Annotated in this window: 9 protein-coding genes and 1 pseudogene; 6 read left to right on the top strand and 4 right to left on the bottom strand. The window is 73.3% G+C overall.

Features of this window, described 5'->3' with window-relative positions; all coding sequences use genetic code 11:
* The first annotated feature begins 14 nt into the window (after positions 1–14).
* From GA0074692_RS05750 to GA0074692_RS05730, 5 genes and pseudogenes are all read left to right on the top strand, one after another.
* A complete protein-coding gene (locus GA0074692_RS05750; protein WP_091640131.1) occupies positions 15–4,667 on the top strand; it encodes a non-ribosomal peptide synthetase in 4,653 nt (1,550 codons plus the stop codon).
* Between the two features lie 77 nt (positions 4,668–4,744).
* Positions 4,745–5,848: pseudogene (locus tag GA0074692_RS05745) on the top strand (macrolide family glycosyltransferase); the annotation flags it as partial.
* A complete protein-coding gene (locus GA0074692_RS05740) occupies positions 5,845–7,044 on the top strand; it encodes a 4-hydroxybenzoate 3-monooxygenase (RefSeq protein WP_091640126.1) in 1,200 nt (399 codons plus the stop codon). The pseudogene GA0074692_RS05745 and the gene GA0074692_RS05740, both read left to right, overlap by 4 nt.
* 270 nt (positions 7,045–7,314) lie before the next feature.
* Positions 7,315–7,731, top strand: coding sequence for a hypothetical protein (locus GA0074692_RS05735; RefSeq protein ID WP_091640124.1), 417 nt, complete (start codon positions 7,315–7,317; stop codon positions 7,729–7,731).
* A gap of 588 nt (positions 7,732–8,319) precedes the next feature.
* Positions 8,320–8,940, top strand: a complete 621-nt coding sequence (locus GA0074692_RS05730) for a hypothetical protein (protein WP_141725174.1) — start codon at positions 8,320–8,322, stop codon at positions 8,938–8,940.
* Between the two features lie 183 nt (positions 8,941–9,123).
* Here GA0074692_RS05730 and GA0074692_RS05725 read toward each other — a convergent pair whose 3' ends face one another.
* From GA0074692_RS05725 to GA0074692_RS05710, 4 genes are all read right to left on the bottom strand, one after another.
* Positions 9,124–10,374, bottom strand: coding sequence for a vWA domain-containing protein (locus tag GA0074692_RS05725; RefSeq protein WP_091640118.1), 1,251 nt, complete (start codon positions 10,372–10,374; stop codon positions 9,124–9,126).
* On the bottom strand, positions 10,371–11,663 hold the full coding sequence (locus GA0074692_RS05720) for an AAA family ATPase (protein ID WP_245730184.1): 1,293 nt from the start codon (positions 11,661–11,663) through the stop codon (positions 10,371–10,373). The genes GA0074692_RS05725 and GA0074692_RS05720 overlap by 4 nt, the downstream gene beginning before the upstream one ends.
* A gap of 66 nt (positions 11,664–11,729) precedes the next feature.
* The gene (locus GA0074692_RS05715) at positions 11,730–13,145 is read right to left on the bottom strand and encodes a hypothetical protein (RefSeq protein ID WP_091640115.1); all 1,416 of its coding nucleotides are present in this window, start codon (positions 13,143–13,145) and stop codon (positions 11,730–11,732) included.
* Positions 13,146–13,269: 124 nt separating this feature from the next.
* On the bottom strand, positions 13,270–19,059 hold the full coding sequence (locus tag GA0074692_RS05710; protein WP_091640113.1) for a WD40 domain-containing protein: 5,790 nt from the start codon (positions 19,057–19,059) through the stop codon (positions 13,270–13,272).
* A 108-nt stretch (positions 19,060–19,167) separates the two neighbouring features.
* Here GA0074692_RS05710 and GA0074692_RS05705 point away from each other — a divergent pair, with 108 nt between their 5' ends.
* Positions 19,168–20,400, top strand: coding sequence for an SLC13 family permease (locus GA0074692_RS05705; RefSeq protein ID WP_091640110.1), 1,233 nt, complete (start codon positions 19,168–19,170; stop codon positions 20,398–20,400).
* Positions 20,401–20,433 lie beyond the last annotated feature (33 nt).

Here is a 20,433-nt window from a genome sequence, read left to right as displayed (position 1 = left end):
CGGAGGGCGACGCGGTGACCGGCGGACCCGCGATCGAGGACATCTACCCGCTCACCCCGCTCCAGCAGACGATGCTGTTCCACGCCCTCGCGGCCCCACACGCCGGTCAGCACCTTCAGCAGCACGTCTACCAGGTGACCGGCCCGGTCACGGCCACCATGCTGCGCACCGCGTTCGAGGCATCGCTGCGGCGGCACACCGCCCTGCGTACCGGCTTCGTGTGGCAGGACGTCAGCCGCCCCGTCCAGGTGGTGTGGGCGGACGTCCCGCTGCCGTGGCAGGCCGAGGACCTGCGCGGGGCGGACACCGCCACGGTGGAGGCGCGCCTCGACCGGATACTGGCCGCACACCGGGCCGCCGGCTTCGATCTCACCGTCCCACCGCTGCTGCGGGTGGCGGCTCTGCGTACCGGCGAGGACCGGCTGCTCGTCGCCGTCACCGACCACCACCTGATCCTCGACGGCTGGAGCGAGGCCCTCCTCTCCGGCGAACTGGCCGAGCGGCTGCGCGCGGCGGTGTCCGGCCGGCCGGCCCGGCTGCCCGAAGCGCCCCCGTTCGGCCAGTACGTCCGGTGGCTGGCCGGGCGCCCCGGCGACGAGTCGGTCGGGTACTGGCGTTCCCGACTCCGCGACCTGCGCGTCCCCACCCCGCTCGGGGTGGACCGGCACGGCCGGTTCACTCCACCGGAGGCCGGCGTCGACGACCGCCGGCAAGAGTCGACCTGGTCCGACCCGGAGTTGTCCGAACGCCTGCTGAGGTTGCGGCAGCGCGGCATCCTGCCCGCCACCCTGGCGCACGCGGCCTGGGCGTTGCTGCTGGCGCGGTACGGCGGCCGGGACGACATCACGTTCGGTGTCACCCTGGCCGGGCGGGGCGCTTCCCTGCCGGCGATGGACACCCGGGTCGGCATGTACGCCAACACGCTGCCGCTGCGGCTGGCCGTCCGGTGGGACATGCCGGTCGGTCGCTGGCTCACCGAGGTGCAGCAGGGCCTGAGCGAGCTGAGCCGGCACGAACACAGCCCGCATCCACTGGTGCAGGCACAGTCGGGGATGCGGCGCGGGGACGCCCTCTTCGAGAGCGTCCTCGCCTTCCAGGGCTTCTGGGGCCGGGTCACCGGTGGCGCCGGGACGGGTGCGGCAGCCGAGGGCGATGTCCAGGTGACGCTGCTCCGGGCGGTCGAACACACCAGCGTGCCGCTGGCCGTCTCGGTGACGCTGCACGGGGACGACGTGTGGACCCGACTGGACTACGACGCGAACCGCTTCGACGACGACGCGATGAGCGCCACGCTACGGCGGTACCAGCGGTTGACCGCGCTGCTCGCCGCGGACCTGGATGCGCCACTCGGCGCGGTGCGGCTGCCCGGGACAGCGGAGGACGGCTCCGGCCGGCAGGTGGGCAACGCCGCCGGTACGCCGCACCGGGATCCGCCGGACGTGCTGTCCGCCGTACGACGGGCTGCCGACCGGTGGCCGTCAGCCGTCGCCGTCCGCGCGCCGGACGGGGTGTGTGACTACGCGGAACTGGTCCGCCGGTACACCCGCCTCGCGAAGGACATCGACACCGACACCGGCGACACCGAACCCGGCACCACCGTGGCGATTCTGGGCCACCCGTCGGTGGACCTCGTGGTGGCGGTGCTCGCGGTGCTGCACGTGCACGGCGCCTGCTGGATAGCCGACCCGGCGACCTGGGACGAGACACGACTGCGGGCCAGCGGTGCCCGACTGCTGGTGGCGAACGGCGTCGTCACGCCGTCCGGCTCCGGCCCACAGCGCGGCACCGAAGCGCCCCCGCCTGGTCAGGAACCCGGTACCGAAGCACCCCCGCCTGGTCAGGAACGCGGGGTCGACACCGCCACGCCGGGGATGACCGGATGGTGGGCCCCCGTCGGTGACCGGGACGACGTACGCGTGCCGGTCGGCCGGCCGGTGATCTCGACGGCGGCCGCCGCCGTCGCGGACGAACTGGTGCTGGCGCCCGGCGCGGAGGTCGCCTGCCGGTTGCCCCTGCCCTGGGCGCCGGCGTGGTCGCTGCTCGCCCCGCTCACCGTCGGTGGCTGTGTCCTCCTCGGTCCGGTCGAGCCCACCGGACCGGCGACGACGATCGGCACGCCGGGCCACTGGCTGGACCTGATCGCGGACGGCTGGCGTGGCGGGGGCGCAGTCGTGGTGGGCGAACCGCCGTCAGCCCACCTGCGTACCGCGCTGGCCGAACGGGCCAGACACGCGCACCTGGTCTACGCCCCGACGCCCGAGGCGGGCATCGTGTCCGCCACGCGGCTGGACGAGGAACACGCCGCCCCGGCAACTCCGGCACCGGACGCGTCCTACGCTGGCCGGGCCTCGACCGGTGCCCGGGGAGTGCCGATCGGACGACCGCTCCCGGGAGTTCGCGTCCGCCTGCGGGACGCGACCGGACAGCCAGTGCCCGACGGGGCACCCGGGTACCTCTGGCTCGACGGTGGATCACGCACCGGCGACCGGGTCCGGGTCCGGGCCGACGGCACGCTGGAGCTGCTGGGCAACGACCGGGACGGGGCCGAGGCGACCCTGGCCGGCCAGGCGTTGGGCGACCTGCCCGGGATCGCCGCCGCACTGGTGCTCACCGATGACACCGGCCAGCCGCGCGGCTGGTTCGAACCCGTCGAACGACCCGGCCCCGACCCGGCGGCGGTGTCGCGGCTGCTGCGACAGGTTCTGCCACCCACGCTGGCGCCGGCGGTGGTGACCGCTGTCGAGCGACTACCCCGGCGCTCGGACGGCCGGTGGGACCGCGCTGCGCTGCTCACCGGCCCGCACAGCGGAAGTAAACACGACGCGGCACCAGACCTCGGGCCGGTACGGCCGGACCAGATCACCGCGGTGCTGCGCTGGGGTGACGGCGGCAGTGCCGATACCCCGCCGGGCACCATCGTGGACCTGATCGCGGCGAACGCGCGCCGCTGTCCCGACGCGACCGCCGTTGACTTCCACGGTCAGCCGACCAGCTACGCCGAACTCTGGCACGCCGCCGGGGAGGTCGCCCGCTCGCTGGCCGCCCTCGGCGTACGGCCCGGCGGCATCGTGGCGCTCTGCCTGCCGCGCGGCCCGTCGATGGTGACGGCGGTACTCGGGATCCTCGCCAGCGGCGCGGCGTACCTGCCCGTCGACCCGGCGCTGCCGGCCGAGCGGGTCAGGTTCATGCTGACCGACGCCCGGATCGCGGCCGGGGTGGCCAGCACCGCGCTGGCCGGCCGGTTGTCCGCCAGCCCCGCGCCGCTGCTCACCCTCGACCCGAGCCGCCCGCTGTCCACCACGTCCGGGATCGGCGCGGTCGCCGCCGAGCCGGCCGATGCGGCGTACGTCCTCTACACCTCGGGAAGCACGGGGGCGCCCAAGGGGGTCGTGGTACCGCACGGTGCCGTGGTCGACTTCGTCACCCACGTCAACGCCGCGTACCGGATCCGGCCCGGCGACCGGGTGCTCGCCCACGCCGCGCTGAGCTTCGACGTGTCGGTGTTCGACCTGTTCGCCCCGTTGACCGCGGGCGCCACCGTGGTCCTCGCCGACGACGACGACCGGCTGTCGGCGCAGCGGCTGCAACGGTTGCTGACCGACCGGCAGGTCACGGTCGCCGAACTCCCCCCGGCGCTGATGCCGTCGCTCGACCCGGACCAGCTTCCCGACTTGCGTCTGGTGTCGGTGGGCGGCGAGCCACCCGCCGGGGCGTTGGTGGACGCCTGGCAGCGTCCGCACCGCGAGTTCTGGAACGGGTACGGCCCGACCGAGACGACAGTGGCGGTCACGCTCATGCGGTGCCGGCGGCCCGCGCACGGGCGGGTGCCCCCGATCGGCCGGCCGATGCCGAACCACCGCGCCTACGTACTGGATCCGGAGCTGCGGCTGGTCGCCCCGGGGCAGCCCGGAGAGTTGTGTGTCGCCGGCCCGGGGCTGGCGTGGGGATACCTCGGCCGCCACCCGCTCACCGCCGAGCGGTTCGTCCCGGACCCGTTCGGGGCGCCGGGCAGCCGGATGTACCGCACCGGGGACCTGGCCCGCTGGACCGACGACGGCCACCTCGAGTTCCTCGGCCGGCTCGACCGGCAGGTGAAGATCCGCGGGTTCCGGGTGGAGTTGGGCGAGGTCGAGTCGGCGCTGTGCGCGGTGCCGGGGGTGACGGGCGCGGTGGTCGAACTCGGGCCGCACGACACCGGGGCACCGACGCTGGTCGGCTACCTCACCGGCCCAGCGGTCCCGGGACTCACCGAACTGCGGGCCGCCGCCGGCCGGCTGCTGCCCTACTACATGCTGCCCGACCAGGTGGTCCACCTCGACGAGATGCCGTTGACCGCGACCGGCAAGGTGGACCGGTCCCGGCTGCCCGCTCCGCCGCCGCCGTCGGTCGCCGCCCGCCGACCCGACCCGTCGTACGACGGTCCGGCGGGGGTCGGCGCGGTGCTGGCGGACGAGATCGTCGGTCCGCTGCTGGCGGCCCGCCCGGCACCGGACGACGACTTCTTCGCCCTGGGTGGCGACTCGTTGGCGGCGGCCGTGATCGTCGGGCAGGTCCGCGACCGGTTCGGCGTGCCGGTCAGCCTGACCGAGTTCCTCGCCGAACCCACCCTGGCGCGGTTGGCCGCGCTGGTCGAACTGGCCACCGCTGACAAGGGGAAGATCCGTTGACGCACCTGGCTTTCCTGATCGCTCCGATGCACGGGCACGTCAACCCGACGCTGCCGGTGGCGCGGGAGTTGGTGGCCCGGGGTCACCGGGTGACCTACTGGCTGACCGCGCAGTTCCGGGACGCGATGGTCGGCACCGGCGCGGAGTTCCGGGAGATCCCGTCGCCGCCGCCGGATCCGCGCCTCCCGGCCGACACCGACCCGCTGGTCACCCTCGCGTTGATTCCGGCCCGGTTGGCCGCCGCCGCGGTCGAGGTGCTGCCCGGGGTGCTCGACGGGGTACGGGATCTCGGCCCCGACACGGTGGTCGTCTACGACCAGCTGTGCGTGTGGGGGCGGCTGGTGGCCGAGGTTGCCGGCCTGCCGGCGGCGATGCTCTGCACCACGTACGCGTCGAACGAGCGCTTCTCCTTCCTCACCGGGCCGCAGGCGCGGACCATTCCACGGATCCCGGCGGCCATGGAGGTGTTCGACGGCGACCTGGGCCGGCTCGCCGACCGGTACGGGACCCCGCGGTTGCCCCTGCCCGCCCTGTTCTTCCACGCCGAACCCGTCACGGTCGTCTTCACCACCCGTGAGTTCCATCCGGCGGCGGACACCTTCGACGACCGGTACACGTTCGTCGGCCCGACGGTGACCGCCGACCCGCCACGCGTCGCGGACCCCGCCGGCGACCTGGTGTACGTGTCGCTCGGCACGGTCTTCAACGACTGGCCGGAGCTGCTGCCGATCTGCGCCACGGCGTTCGACGGCGGCGACTGGCGGGTGGTGCTGTCCACCGGGGGCCGGGAAGTGCCACCGGCGCCGGACCACCTGACCGTGCTGCGGCACGCCCCGCAGGTCGCGTTGCTGGCCGAGGCCGCCGCATTCGTCACGCACGGCGGGATGGGCAGCACCATGGAGGCGCTACAGCAGGGCGTACCGCTGGTGGTGATCCCGCAGACGCCGGAGCAGGCGGTGACCGCGGAGCGAGTGGTCGACCTGGGCCTGGGGGTCCACCTGGACCGCGCCGCCACGACACCGGCCGCCCTCCGGGCCGCCGTGGAGCGGGTGGCCCGGGCCGGCGGCTACCGGCGGCAGCTCGCCCGGATGCGGGAGTCGGTGCGCGGCGCGGGCGGCGCGCGGACCGCGGCGGACGCCCTCGAACGGCGCTGCCGGTCCCGAGCGGAGGTGACCGCGTGAGAACCCAGGTCGGCATCATCGGCGCCGGACCGGCCGGACTCATGCTGGCCCACCTGCTGCACCGTGCGGGCATAGACACGGTGGTGCTGGAACGCCGCAGCCGCGAGCACGTACGGCAGCGGGTGCGGGCCGGCGTACTCGAACATTCCACCGTGAAGCTGCTGCGGGCGGTGGGACTGGGCGGTCGGTTGGATCGGGAGGGGATGCCGCACCACGGCCTGTCGTTACGCTTCGACCGGGCCGACCACCGCATCGCGCTGACCGACCTCACCGGCAGGGCCATCACCGTGTACGGGCAACAGGAGGTGGTCAAGGACCTGATCGACGCCCGCGAGACGGCCGGCGCACCGATCATGTTCGACGTCGACGAGGTGTCGGTGCACGATCCCGCCGGCGACCGGCCCCGGATCACCTTCACCGACGCCGACGGCACCGCCCGCGCCCTCGTCTGCGACGTCGTCGCCGGCTGCGACGGCTTCCACGGGGTCAGCCGCACCGCGTTCCCGCCCGACGCCCTGCGAACCTACCGGCGGGAGTACCCGTTCGCCTGGCTGGGCATCCTCGCCCGGACGCCGCCGTCGCACCACGAGCTGATCTACGCGTACTCGGATCGCGGGTTCGCGTTGCACAGCATGCGCTCGCCGGAGATCACCCGGCTCTACCTACAGGTGCCGGCCGACGAACGGATCACGGACTGGCCGGACGACCGGATCTGGGACGAGTTGGCCGTCCGGCTCGCCGTCGACGGGTTCGACCTGCGGTCCGGGCCGGTGCTGGAGAAGGGACTGACGTCCGTCCGCAGCGTGGTGACCGAGCCGATGCGGTACGGCCGGTTGCTGCTCGCCGGCGACGCCGCCCACATCGTGCCGCCGACCGGAGCGAAGGGCATGAACCTCGCCATCGCCGACGCGCTGGACCTCTCCCGGGCACTGGTCCCCTTCCTGTCGGGGCGGTCCACCGAACTGCTGGACGGCTACAGCGACCGTCGCCTGCACCGGGTCTGGCGGGCCGAGCACTTCTCCTGGTGGATGACCTCGATGCTGCACCGGTCCCCCGACGGCGACCCGTTCGAGCACCGCCTGCAACTGGCCCAGCTTCGCTACACCGTGTCGTCGCTCGCCGCCGCGACCAGCCTGGCCGAGAACTACGTGGGCCTGCCGTACGACCTCTCCATGCCAGGTTCGGCGTATCCGTAGTCCGCGCCCGGTACGACTGGCCCTGCCGGTCATGGTGGCGTTCGTCGATATCCTGACCACATGCGCCTTTCCCGTACGGGCCTCGGACCGCTGCTGCTACTTGCCCTCGCCGCCTGCTCTGGTCCCGATACGACTGCAACCGCGCCTTCCTCGTCGCCAGCCGCGCCGCCCCGACCCGGGCGGCTGGTATCGAGCGCCCACCCGTACACCGCCGACGGCCCCGCCACGCCCACGGACTACGGCACTCCTGGTACAGCGCACGCGAAGATCATGCGTGAACTGCAACAACAGGTACTGAACCAGGCCGGCTCGCCCGCGCACACGTCTGTGACGTGCGACAAGAAGTTCATCACCGGCAACGTGCAGGCGAAGTGCACGGTGAAGTTCGACGACCTCGCGGTGCCGATGGACGTGACCGCGTCGATCGCCGACCAGTACGTAACCTGGTCAGCCATCGCCTCGGTCGGCGTGCTGTCCCGGATAAACGTGGGCTGGCTGTGGAACAGCGAAGCAGTCAACAACGACGCCCGGCTGGGCACCGCGATGTGCGACGCCGAGATGCCCGACCAGGCGGTGTTCCCCTTCGGCACGACGCCGTTCCTCTGCTGGTACACCAAGGCGGACGGCGCCGTGGTGGAGAAGCAGGTGTCGGTCGGCCAGCGGGGCATCACCTTCGAGAAGGCCTGACCGAGCCATGATGAGGCTTCGGCAGGCCACCGAAACGCTCGGCCACACCGCCCATTGAGCCTCGAAGCGTAACCGGAGTCAGTTGGTACCTGTCGGTCGGCGGGACTGCGTCTCTACGCTCGACCAGCAGCCGTCCGGCCGTGACTGACTGCATGCCGGGTCACTGCGCTCCAGGAAGGGCTCCTGTCGACGGTGTTCGGGAGGAATCGACGATGGCATCGCGGGGAAGATTCAGACACGGCCCGGTCAAGGTGATCGGCGGCCGACGAGCGAGTGGTGCCGTATCGCCGAGGACCACGCGCCGCTTCGTCGGCTGAATCTTCCCGGCGTCGGGCTCGGCGCTCTCGGGGTCCTCGCCGGATTGCTCTGGCTCAAAGAGGTCACCGAACGAAAGACGCTGGTCAGGACGTTGCCGTCGATGCAGCGAAGCCTGAGTCGCAGCTGGCAGATGGCTTATCACGGCCCTCTGACCCTCGAGGGAAGAGCTGAATTCTGGCAATCAGCAGGCGCTATCCGTGGTTGTCTGGCTTTGGGTCGCGCCCCGTTTCACGAGCCATTAGGAGAAATGCGCCATCTGGGGGGATTTAGTTGACCAAACCATCATTCACCCGCCTTGCGGGGGCCGCCGCGCTGGCCGCCGTGATCAGCCTTGGGTCTGCCGCACCAGCGATGGCTGGGGGTGGCACGACGATCAACATCGATCCGGCGGACACCGGCACGACGGCGGCGGCGTTCGGCACTCATGCGTGCGACCCGAACCTCGGTGGTGGCCCCTTCCAGGCCGAGGACGTCTGGGTCTTCGCCCTGCCGGCTGCGAAGCAGCAGGGCACCTTCACCTCGCTGACCATCGAGTTCGCCACGGAGGGTGGCCCCGTCACGGAGACCATCACGACCACGCCCGCCGCTGACCGCGCGATTGTCGGCGACAGGGCGTGGATCAGGACGCCAGCCGGCCTGTCCTCGACCGGCGAGCTGGTGAATCCGTTCGCCCTCACCAACGCCACGGCGGTGATCACCGGCACCGACGGAACATTCGACCTGGCGCAGACCTGCCCGGCGACAGGCGGGACAGCCAGCCCGGGCCTGCCGGCGACCGGCGCGGGAATCTCCGGTCCGACGCTCGGCAAGCTCGTTGCGGGGGGCGGCAGCCTCATGGTGATCGGCCTCGTACTGCTCCTCGCGCAACGGCGTCGTCGCTTCGTCACATGACCTGAGCCGGTTCATCCGTACGCCAGGGTTCTGCCCCGGCAGGGCCGGGTCAGCCGTCGCCATGACGGGGATCTGCCGCTGGCCGGCACTCGAGACTTCGGGTGCCGGCCAGCGGACTGTCGTCCGGTCATCTCCCGCGTCCTTCGAGGGGTTCACCGCCGGGTTGCCGACGCGGGCTCGGGCTCACCGAGCGGTGGGAGCGGATCCGATGGTGACCACGCGTGCCCACCCGGGCGGTGAGTCCGGCACGTAGTCGGGGTCGTCCTCGTCCCATCGGCTGGCTCGGGGAAACAGTCCCACCACGGTCCGAGCGGACGGTCGTGCGGTCGGCCAGGGTGTCTGCCCGTCGGTCAGCACGACGAGGACGTCCGGGCCTGGTCTGTCGCGCAGCGCCCGGGCGAAACCGGCGCGCAGGTCCGTACCCCCGCCACCGACCAGCGGGATGTCCTCGGCGCGGCACAGCGGGCGTACGACCTGGGCTGCCGCGTCGCACGGCAGCACGGTGACCAGGTCGCGGCGGCCGCCCACGGCCCGGGAGATCGCGGCGACCTCGAGCAGGGCGCTGCCGAGTTCGGCGTCGCTGACCGAGCCGGAGGTGTCGATGATGACGCAGACCCGTGGGGGCCTGCGCCGCAGCGCCGGCAGGACGACGCCCGGTACGCCGGCGGAGCGCCGCGCCGGCCGGCCGTAGGTGTAGTCCTCGCCGACACCGGGCGCGGAGACCGCCGAGCGCACCGCCGCTCCCAGGAGTTCGCGCCACGGCTGCGGTGGGTGGAACGCCTGTTCCGCCCACCGCCGCCAGCCCTGGGGGACGTTTCCCGGCTGGCCGGTGATGCCCTCGGCCACCCGGAACCGCACCGCATCCAGTTCCTGGCGGCTGAGGGCGTGGCCGCCGTCCGGTCCGAGGTCCCACTCCCGCTGCCACCCGTCGGCGCCGCTGCCGCAGTCCAGCCAGGCCAGGTGCTGGCTACGCGGTCCGAGTCGGAACTGCCGCAGATAGTCCTCCATCAGCTGTCCCTCGGGCAGCAGCAGGGAGCCGGGCTCGACGGCGCCTTCGGGACGGGCCAGCCCGTCGCCGAAGACGTCGTCGTTGATCTCGCAGTCCGCGGCGATGTTCATCCGCAGCCGCTCCCCCGGCCCCGTCAGCCCGCGCTCCCGCGCGACCCGGTCGCTGCGCCCGTGATGGTCACGGAGCAGGTGCGACACCTCGTGTACCCACACTCCGGCGAGTTCCTCCACGGGGGTCAGCTCCACGAACGCGGGCGAGACGTAGCACCGCCAGTGCGGGTCCACCGCCATCGTCGGCACCCGCCGCGACTCCACCACGTGCAGGGCGAACAGCGCCGTCGCCAGGTAGGGCCGGACCCGGGCGGCGTGCAGCCGGGCGGCGAAGAGTTTGTCCCGGTCCAGCGTCCCGGCGTGGTCGAGGGTCATCGTCCGGTCCCCGCGACCGCCGCGACCCGGGCCGCCGTCTGGTCGGCCCGGCGGGACAGCGACACCGCTCCGGCGAGCCGGTCGATCGACGCGGGCACGACCCAGTCCTCCTGCCGCAGCCGGGCAAGGGTGGATGCGGGCACGACCACCAGGTCCGGGGCGCCGGTCTCCAGCGCCCGGACCAGCACTGTCCAGGCCGCCTCCCAGCGGGACCGCTCCGGACGCCGGCGTACCGCCTCCACCACGGCGTCCAGGACGGCCTGGCGTAGGTCACCGCGCTCGGGCAGGACGGCGGTGGCCGGGTCGGCGAGCAGCACCTCGGGGTCGGGGAGGTCCATCCGGTCCAGGCTGGCCAGCAGTTCCAGTCCGGGACCGTCGCCCACGGTGCCTCTGACCAGCATCGACAGGACCTCCCGGGAGGTGTCGGCCGCGGTGGCGAAGGCGATCAGCCGCAGGGTCATCTCCCAGCTGCGGGGCGACGGCCACGGCCCACCGCGACCAGCCTCACCGGTGGGCAGCCGGTGCACGAGCCCCGGGCGGGCCGACAGGAGCCCGCACACCGCGCGGCGGGCGAAGGCGACGGCATCCGGCAGCCGCTCGGGGTCGAGCCGGGGCAGCGTGGCCCGGGGCCAGGTCCCGTGCAGACCCCGTACGACGACCTCCTGGTCGTGGGTCCACTGAAGGTGGACGAAGCGGTTGGCCAGCGGCGGGCTCAGCTCCCAGCCGTCGGCCGCCGACGATCGTGGATTGGCGGCGGCCACGATACGAACCCCGGCCGGCAACCGCAGACTGCCGATCCGCCGCTCGAGCACGAGACGGAGCAGAGCGGCCTGCACGGCCGGCGGAGCGGTGGACAGTTCGTCCAGGAACAGCAGTCCGCGACCGGCGCGTACCAGGCGCACGGCCCAGTCCGGCGGCGCCATCGGAACGCCCTGGGTCGCCGGGTCGTCGCCGACGACCGGCAGCCCCGAGAAGTCGGACGGCTCGTGGACGCTGGCGATCACCGTCGTGAGCGGCAGGTCCAGGGACGCGGCGAGCTGGGTCAGCGCGGCGGTCTTGCCGATTCCCGGCTCGCCCCACAGCAGCACCGGCAGATCCGCCGCCACGGTCAGGGTCAGCGCCTCCAGCTGCGGATCGGAACGGGTCTCGGTGGTGGTGTCGGACAGCAGCGCGAGCAGCTCGGCGGCTACCTCGAGCTGCGGCGCGGGAGCGGTGTCGGGTTGCGGCGCGGGGGCGGTGTCGAGCTGCCGGGCGGAAGCGGTGTCGATCGAGGTACGGGTGGAAAGCATCTGAGATCACCTATGCGGTCGTGACGGGCCGGCCCGAAGCCGGGCGAGGGAAGGAGATCCCGCTGGTCAGCGGGCGATCGTGTGACGTGGGTGGGAGCGGTTGCCGCGCTTGCTCTGCCAGTCCTGGGAGCGGGGAGGAGGTCCCTGCTCGATCAGCCCGGACCGGAACAGCCCGTACGTGATCCGCCGCGACGCGGCGGTTTCCAGTTCCTCCCGCAACTCCCCGCTACGCAGGAGCGCGTCGGGTCCGAGCAGGGCCTCGACAGCGGCCAGCGCGCCGGCGGTGTCCCCGTGGTCCAGGCGGGCGCGGACGTCGGGAAGGCACTCCGGCCGGCGGTGCGCCTCGTCGACCGCCCGCAGGCAGGGCAGCGGGGTGCCGGTCAGCGCGGCCAGCAGTTCCTCCCGGCGGATCTCCGCCGGGTCGTGGTCCAGGGGTTGGAGTACCCCGTCCACCAGACCGATGCGGTGCCAGTCCCCCCGACAGGGCACGAGACCTGGCGTTGCCCCCGGGTCCTGGCCCTGGTCCGGGTCCGGGCATGCTGGGGCGGCCGGCTGACCGGGCGCCAGCGCACCGGCCACCAGCGGGTGGAGCCGGTCGACCTCGATCAGCCCGTGGCGCAGCAGCTCCAGGTCAGGCGTCATCCAGGTCGCCGCGTCGGGCAGCACCGGCAGCCCGACGACGCCACCAGCCCGCGACGCCCCGGCGATCCTCGGCGCAGGCGACGACCGTAGATCCGGGCCCGCCGGGGTGACGTCCAGGACCAGACGGCGTCGAGGCCCGATCCGCACCACCACGGCACCGCTGGCCCGGCCCTCGGCCTGGAGCAGCACCGCCGCTTCGGCCGCCCACCGGTGCACCGCGTAACCCCGGTCCCGCAACGCGTCCCATGATGGATCAGGGCGCATCGCGGCAGCGTTGTCGACGGCCAACTCCGGTGCGCCCGACCGGCTCCGCAGCTCCCCGGCCCGCCGCGCGTCCCACAGGTGACGGTGCAGGTCGAGGCGGAACCGACGATCGGGACGCGCCTGCGGATGAGGACAGTCGGCTTCGTCACGGGATCCGGCCCACAGTGCCAGACTGATCCGCTGACCCGCATCCGCCCAGCCCGGTGCCGTCCGGACGACGAGGTGCACCGGCTCGGCACCGTGGTGGTCCGCCGGGCCGTACCGGGCCAGCGAGACGGTCAGGCCCGGACGCAGCAGCCCGTCAGGCGCGATCCTCGGCATGTGCCAGCGCAGCAGGTCCGGCGCGAGGTGCCGGAGATCAGCCCGCAACCGGGCGGCCATGTCCCGGCCGTGGCAGCGAGCCACGGTACGCAGATCCAGATCGACGTCGACGCGAGCGGCGGCACACGCGCCGGCCCAGTCACCGACGCGACGACGAACGGTCGCGGCTTCGATCATCGAGGGCGGCACGGCGTACTCGCGTACGCGCCGCCAGAGGGAAAGGCGGGTATCCGCATTCGCGGCCGGGGAGCGCATCAGCACTCACCTTGCGCGAACGGGACCCCCAATCTGAGAAAAGGATTCATCGCGGCGGAGCATAGCGCCCCGCCGTCAGCCACGCCAAGACCAAATTCGGACCGTATCGCCTGGCGGGCCCGCGTCAGAACGGGGCGTCCACCGACAACCGGCGCACCTGCGTAAGGTACGGGTCCAACTCCCCCACCTCGAACCGGCAGGTGCCGATGACGTGCCAGAACTGACCGCCCGGATCGCCGTCCAGCTTGTACCGTCCGTCCGGGCTGACCGCAGCCCAGCCCTCCGGCAGGCCGATCAGGGTGGCGCGCAGCTGCGCGTGCTCCGGGTCCGCTACGTCCCACAGCCGGACGGTGCCGTCGTCACCGGCGCTGGCGAGCGTGCTGCTGTCCGGGCTGAACGCCACGGACCATACCCGCCGGGTGTGCGCGGCCAGGGTGCCGTGCAGCCGGCCAGTGCCCGGATCCCACAGCCGGATGATCAGGTCGTCCCCGGCGGTGGCGAGCAGCGCGCCGTTCGGGCTGAACGCGCAGGACCAGAGCCGGCCGGTGTGCTCGGTGAGCACCGTACGCCGCTCGCCGGTGAGCGCGTCCCACACCACGGCGGTGCCGTCGTTGCTGGCGCTGGCGAGCAGCGTCCCCTCGCTGTTGAAGCACACCGCGTACACCCGGTCGGTGTGCTGCTCCAGGGTGCGGCGACAGGTCGCGGTAGCGGCGTCCCAGAGCCGGACGAGCTGGTCGTCGCAGCCGGTGGCGATGACCTCGCCGTCCGGGCTGAACGCCACCGCCCGGACCCGGCCCCGGTGCGGGGTGAGGGTGGCGAAGTGCCGGCCGGTACGCCGGTACCACAGGCGGACCGTGTCGTCGTCGTTTGCGGTGGCCAGCGCGTCGCCGTCCGGGCTGAACGCGGCCGCCCAGACATGGTCGGTGTCCACGTTCAGCTCGCGTTCGTCGACCCCGGTGTCGGTGTTCCACAGGTGTACCCCGCCGTCGCCGCTCGGTGCGGCGACCAGCGGATCGCCCGGGCAGAACACCGCGGAGAGCAGCCGGTCGGCCGGACTGGCGAGCTGCCGGACCAGCCGCCCGGTGCGCGGTTCCCACAGCCGCACCACGCCGTCGTTGCCGCACGCGGCCAGCACCTCGCCGTCCTCCCGGAAGGACAGCGAGGTGACCCGCCGCCCGTGTCCGCGCAGGGTGTGCTGAAGCTGCCCGGACCGCACGTCCCAGAGCCGGGTGGTGCCGTCGTTGCTGCTGGTCGCCACCTGGACCTGGTCCGGCCGCCAGACCACCGGCCAGACCGAGCCGCGGTGCCGGGTCAGCTCGTGCCGGAGCTGGCCGTCGGCGGTGTCCCAGAGCTGGATCGCCCCGTCGCTGGCGGCCGTGGCGAGCATGGTGCCGTCGGCGTTGAACCGAACGCTGTAGATCGCGCCACGCTGCCGGCCCAGCGCCCGGACCGGGCGGCCGGTTTCCACGTTCCACAGTCGCAGCGCGCCATGTGTGTCGCCGGTGGCCATCAACCCGCCGTCGGGGTGCACGTCGAGGGCGTACACGTCGGCCTCGTGGCCGCGCGGCTGGCGCAGCAGTTCCCCGTCGGTGGCCCGGCGGATCCACACCCGGCCGTGCTGGCCGACGGCGACCAGCGAGCGGCCGTCCGGGGTGTGCACCACCCGGTAGACCACCTCCGGCTCCCGCACCTCGAAGGCGAGACTGCCCGAGGCGATGTCCCAGCCACGGACCACGCCGGCGCTGTCCACGACCACGACCCGCCGGCCGTCCGGGCTGAACGAGGTGCCCCAGATGGGCGCGGCGTGCCCGGGCCATTCCTGGCGCAGCCGGGCGGTGCGGGTGTCGTAGAGCCGGACCACGCCGGCCGCGTCGCCCACCACCAGCCGGCCCCGCGCGCCGTCGGTGAGCAGCGGCCACACCCAGCCGGCGAAGACATCCTCGATCACGTGCCGCACGTCGCCGTGATCGGCGTCCCACAGCCGTACGGTGAGGTCGGCCGCGCCGGTGACCAGGTGGTGCGAGGCGGCGTCGAAGCGGACCGCGTACACCCGCCCCCGGTGACCCTGCAGGGTCCGCACCGGCAGGCCGCTGGCCGTGTCGCAGATCAGCACACCCCCGTCGTCGCTGCCCACGGCGAGCACCGTGCCGTCCGGGCTGTACGCCGCCGGCACCGGCAGTCGGCCCACCTCGAAGCCGTACGAGACGCCGACGGCGGGCGGGGCCAGGCCCGGTGTCACCGGACGGCCCGGGGCGACCACCGCGCCGCGCAGCTCCGGCGCGCGCAGCAGTGCCGCGTCGGCGTTCACGTCGATCAGCGCGGCCCGGCGCCAACTGCTGCCGGCGACTCGCGCGTTGCGCAGATCGGCCCGGAACAGTCGAGCCCCGGCCAGTTCGGCTGCGCGCAGGTCGGCCCCGGCGAGGCGGGTCTGGTCCAGGCGGGCGCCGCGTAGCCGGGCGTGAGCCAGCCGGGCCCCGGTCAGGTTGGTGGCGACCAGGCGGGTGTCGGTCAGGTCCGCGCCGGTCAGATCCGCCTCGGCCAGCTCCCGGTGGGACAGGTCCTCACCGCGCAGCACCGCGCCACGCAGGTCGGCCCGGTCCGGCAGCCGCAGTCGGGCGCTGAGCCGCAAGGCGTTGGCCCGCACCGTCTCGCCGGCCGTCTCGTCGCCGAGCACTCGGGACGTCCAGGCGGTGCAGCGGGCCGAGTCGGCGAGGTCGCCGAGGAACTCCACGGCCAGCGTCGACAGCGGGCGTGTCGCCAGGGCCGAGGGGTCCTCGCCCTGGTTGAGCTGGGCGGCGATCCCTGCGGCGACCAGCCACTCCATCACGGAGGTGTGGATGAACCCGAACAGACCGTCGTCGGTACGCACCAGCAGGCTGCCCGCACCCACCGCGTGCGTCGCCTGCGGTCCGGAGAGCCGGGACTCGGCCAGCCCGGCGAGCTGCCCGGCGGTCTCGGCCAGTTCGGCCAGGCGCAGGTACGACTCCCCGCTCTCCCAGAGCTGGAACGCCAACCGGCTCACCGCGTGCCACAGCTCGGGACGGCGCAGGCTGACCGGCACACCCGGCACGCCCTGGGTACGCCGCTCCTCGAAGTCCAGCCAGGACTCCAGGATCTCCCGGTAGAGCGCGGCCGCGCTGAACGTGCCGCCCGCACCGGCCACGGCGGTCAGCCGTCCCTCGTCGAGGTTGGCGATGAAGCCGAGCATGCGCGGGTTGCGGGAGAGGCCGAGCAGGTCCTTCACCCCGCCGAGCAGGTCCATCCGCTCCCGGGCGGCCCGCTCGTCCCCACCGTAACGGTGCCGCAGGAAGGCCTCGATCTGCCCGGAGGTGAAGTCCTCGACGGCCAGCACCCGCCGGTGCGGCAGCATGCCGACCCGCTCGCCGAGCGCGGTGAGCACCTGCGAGTTGGTCTTGAAGTGCTGGGTGCGGCTGCTCACCACGATCTTGGCGTTGCCCTCGGCCGCCTGGAGCAACGTCTCCAGGTGGTCCGCCGCCCGGTCGTAGGTGACCCGGGCCACCAACTCGTCGAAGCCGTCGAAGAGCAGCACGATCCGCCCCTGGCGGAGCATGTAGCGGAACGCCTTCAGGTCGATCACCTGCTCGCCGTGGTTGGCCAGGTGCGCGGCGACCAGACCGTCGACCGAGTGTGCCTTGTCCAGCGCACGCAGCTCCACCAGGATCGGGATCAGGTCGGGGGCGGCGGTCGGCAGCCGGCGGGCCACCTCGCGCAACGCGAACGTCTTGCCCCGGCCGAAGTCACCGAGCACCAGCACGAACCGGCCGTCCGGCGCGGAGACCAGCTCGAGCAGTTCGTCCACCACATCCTCGCGGACCTGCTGGTCGGCGCCGACCAGGTGGCGATAGCGCTGCGGCACATACTGGCCGGGCGGGTAGAGCCGGTCGGCCTGCAGCCGGGCGGTCTGCGCGGCGACGTACTCGCGCAGGTCGAGCAGCCCCTGGAACTCGGTCAGGTGCAGCACCCGTACGCCACGCCGCTGGGCCTCCTCGGCCAGCCCGCGCGGGACCCGGTCGCCGTCGTAGACCAGCTCGGACGGGATGTCCGGGTCGGTGGCGTGCACCCGCCGGGCGAAGTGGTCGAGGTCCGTTGCGGTCGGGGTGCCGACGTACGCCCCGACCCGCTGCTGCCGGACCACCCCGTCGGCCCGGTAGGTGACGAACAGGTGCGGCGGCTCGGCCGCCACCCGACGGACCAGCACCCGGTCGTGGCGCGCCTCGCAGACCTCGGCCAGTCGGTCGAGCAGTCGGTCCAGCGGCGCCGCCGGGACCACCGCCGGTGTGGTGACCGGCGCATCCTGGATGGGCCCCTCGACGGCCGTGGGCAGCCGAGGGTCGGGCACCTGGGCCGGCCCGGCGGCTCCGAACGTCGCCTTCGCCCGCGGCCAGCTCACCGCCGTCGGCTCGCCCACGTCGTGCCGGTCGTCGCGGCCGAGCACCCAGCGGGTCATCCCGTCGGCGGCGAGCCGGAGCACCTGCGCCCGGCCGTCGCGGGACGCGGTGGCCAGCGGTACCACCGGATCGACCCGGGCGCCGGTCGGCGCGGCGTCGGAGAGCAGCAGGTTGAGCATCGGCCCGAGCAGGCGGTTGAACGATCCCCGGTCGCGCAGCGTCACCCCGTCCAGGACCGCCACCTCGTCGGCGTACGGGGTGCGCGGGCCGGGGACGTGCGCCATCGCGCCCAGCCGGAGCCAGCCGGACTGCTGGTAGTGGCGCAGCCGCTGGGCGAACCAGGTGGACTGGGCCTCGCCGAGGAAGCCGTACCGGTCCTCCTCGCGGTGCGTGACGGCGATGGTGGAGTTCAGCCCGGCCACCACCAGGCGCAGGTCCGGCACCGGGAACAGCGTCCAGGGTTGCTCGCTGTCGAAGATCCGGTCCTCGAGACCCTGGTAGAGGTCGTCGAAGAGCCGCGCGTAGTGCCGCCACTTCGGCCAGTACGGCGGCTGCGGGTCGACGTCGTCCGCCTCGCAGGTGGCGAAGTACGCGCGACTCGCGGCCATGGTCACGTCGCGCGGGCCGGGCACCACGACCAGACGGTGCGGCTCCAACCCGAGCAGCACCCGCAGCCCGGTGAGGAAACTCAACGCGTCGGAGAACTCGCGGGGGCTGCCGGACTCGGTCAGGTTGCCCGCCACCACCAGCAGGTCAGGTCGGGGAACCCCATCGTTCATCAGCAGGGTGAGGTCACCCATCAGGTGTTCCTGGAGCTCTCCGGGAGTGACCGGGGCACCGGGCTCGATCACACCCCGACCGAACCGCGGTCCGGCCACCTGGAGCACGGTCAGCGCCGTCCGCGCGGTCGGCACGGCCGCCGAGGCGGGCGGGAACGGTGGCGGGTTGATCGGCGTACGGCGGGCCCGGCGCGGGGCGGGCGGGCCGCCCACGGGCGTGGAGAGCACCCCGGCCGGGTCGGCGGGATGGTGCGGGAAGGCAGGTTGCCGGACGGGTTTGGCGCGGCCGTCGAGCGCCTCCCGGATCCGGTCCAGCACCCGGGAACGCGCCTGGTCGGGGTCGGTGACCCCGACCAGGTCGACGTACGTGATGGTGGCGAGCAGGCCGTCGATCGGGCAGTCCTCCACCCGGACGGTGACCAGCTTGTTGCCGGTGCCATCCGGGTCGGCGCGCAGCGCGGCCTGCCACTCGAGCTTCCCGTACGTGGAGTGCAGGTAGCGTTCCGACAGGACGGCCACCACGACGGCGGCCTCCCGGACCCCTCGGTCCATGAAGTCGATGAAGTTGGTGCCGGCCACGAAGTCCCACGCCTGGAGCATGGTGCGGTAGCCGGCGGCCTCGAACTCCCACGCCAGCCACGTCGCCCAGCGCTCGTCGGCGGGCGAGTAGCTGACGAAGAAGTCGATCGGGCGGTCGGACCGGGTCGGTTGCGCGCCTACAGCCACCTCGCCATTATGGCCACCCACCGTCAATCCGTCGCCACCATACGCGGTCGCCCGCCCCGTCGCGTCGGGGCCACTCGGGGGAGCAGCGGTGTGCGAGGATCCTGCCTTGTGGAGACCAGCGGCGAGCCACCGTCGGCCGCACCGGACCGATCCCGCTGGGGCCGGCTGCACGTACTGGACTGGATCGCGATCGCGCTTTTCGCAGGCGGTGTCCTCTGCGTCCTCACCGGGCTCCTCCCCCGCGCGGACGCCGAGGCCACCGTACGCCGGATCCTGCCGATCCTGATCTTCCTCGGCACCGTGGTGGTGCTGGCCGAACTGACCGCGGTGGCCGGGGTCTTCGACGCGCTCGCCGCCCGGGTGGCGATCACTGCGCGGGGCAACTTCGGCGCGCTGTTCTGGCTCTGCGTGGGGTTCGCCTCGGTGACCACGATCGCGCTCAACCTGGACACCACCGCCGTCCTGCTCACCCCGGTGATGATCGCCCTGGCCCGCAAGCTCGGCGTGCCGCCGATCCCGCTGGCGATGACCACGGTCTGGCTGGCCAACACGGCGAGCCTGCTGCTGCCCGTGTCCAACCTGACCAACATCCTGGCCAGCGACCGGATCGGCCTGGCCCCGGTGGCGTGGGCGGCCCGGATGTGGTGGCCGCAACTGGTCGCGATCGCGATCACCATGCTGCTGCTCTGGTGGTGGTACTGGCGGCCGGCGCGGGCCGGCGCCGACTCGTTCGTGCCACCGCCACCACACGTGCCGCCCGACCCCGTGCTCTACCGCACCGCGCTCGTGGCCTGCCTGCTGTTCGTCGCCGGGGTCCTCGCCGAGGTCGAGATCGGGCTCGCTTCCGGGGTGGCCGCCGCGATCCTGGTCGCCGGGTTCGCGGTCCGCGCCCGGGGCAGCCTGAGACTCCAACTGGTCCCCTGGCGGCTGCTGGTCTTCGTCACCGGGCTGTTCCTGGTGGTGCAGACCATCGGCCGCCACGGGCTGGACACCGTGATGGGCACGTTGATCGGCAGCGACCCGGGTACGGAGGGCGTACTGCGGGCCGGCGCCGTCGGCGCGTTCTTCGCCAACGTGGTCAACAACCTGCCCGCGTACGTGGCCGGGGAGGCGGTCATCGCCGCTGACCACCACACCCAGTTGCTGGCCCTGCTGGTGGGCACCAACGTCGGCCCGCTCGCCACCCCGTGGGCGTCGCTGGCCACGCTGATCTGGTACGAGCGCTGCCGGGCCGCCGGGGTCGCGGTCCCGCTGGGCCGGTTCGTGGCCACCAGCGCCGTCCTCGCCGCCCTGGCCACCACCGCCAGCGTCACCGCCCTGCTGGTCGCTCCGTCAGGCTGACCGGCCAGCGTCCCAGGGCCACCGTCCGCTGTC

The sequence above is a fragment of the Micromonospora pallida genome (assembly GCF_900090325.1).
Lineage (GTDB): Bacteria > Actinomycetota > Actinomycetes > Mycobacteriales > Micromonosporaceae > Micromonospora > Micromonospora pallida.
This window is presented reverse-complemented; position numbering and strand designations above follow the sequence as displayed.

Excerpts from the sequence above, each read along its gene's own strand:
- GA0074692_RS05720 (WP_245730184.1), bottom strand. The coding sequence starts at position 11,663 with ATGCTTTCCACCCGTACCTCGATCGACACCGCTTCCGCCCGGCAGCTC.
- GA0074692_RS05735 (WP_091640124.1), top strand. The coding sequence starts at position 7,315 with ATGCGTGAACTGCAACAACAGGTACTGAACCAGGCCGGCTCGCCCGCG.
- GA0074692_RS05715 (WP_091640115.1), bottom strand. The coding sequence starts at position 13,145 with ATGCGCTCCCCGGCCGCGAATGCGGATACCCGCCTTTCCCTCTGGCGG.
- GA0074692_RS05725 (WP_091640118.1), bottom strand. The coding sequence starts at position 10,374 with ATGACCCTCGACCACGCCGGGACGCTGGACCGGGACAAACTCTTCGCC.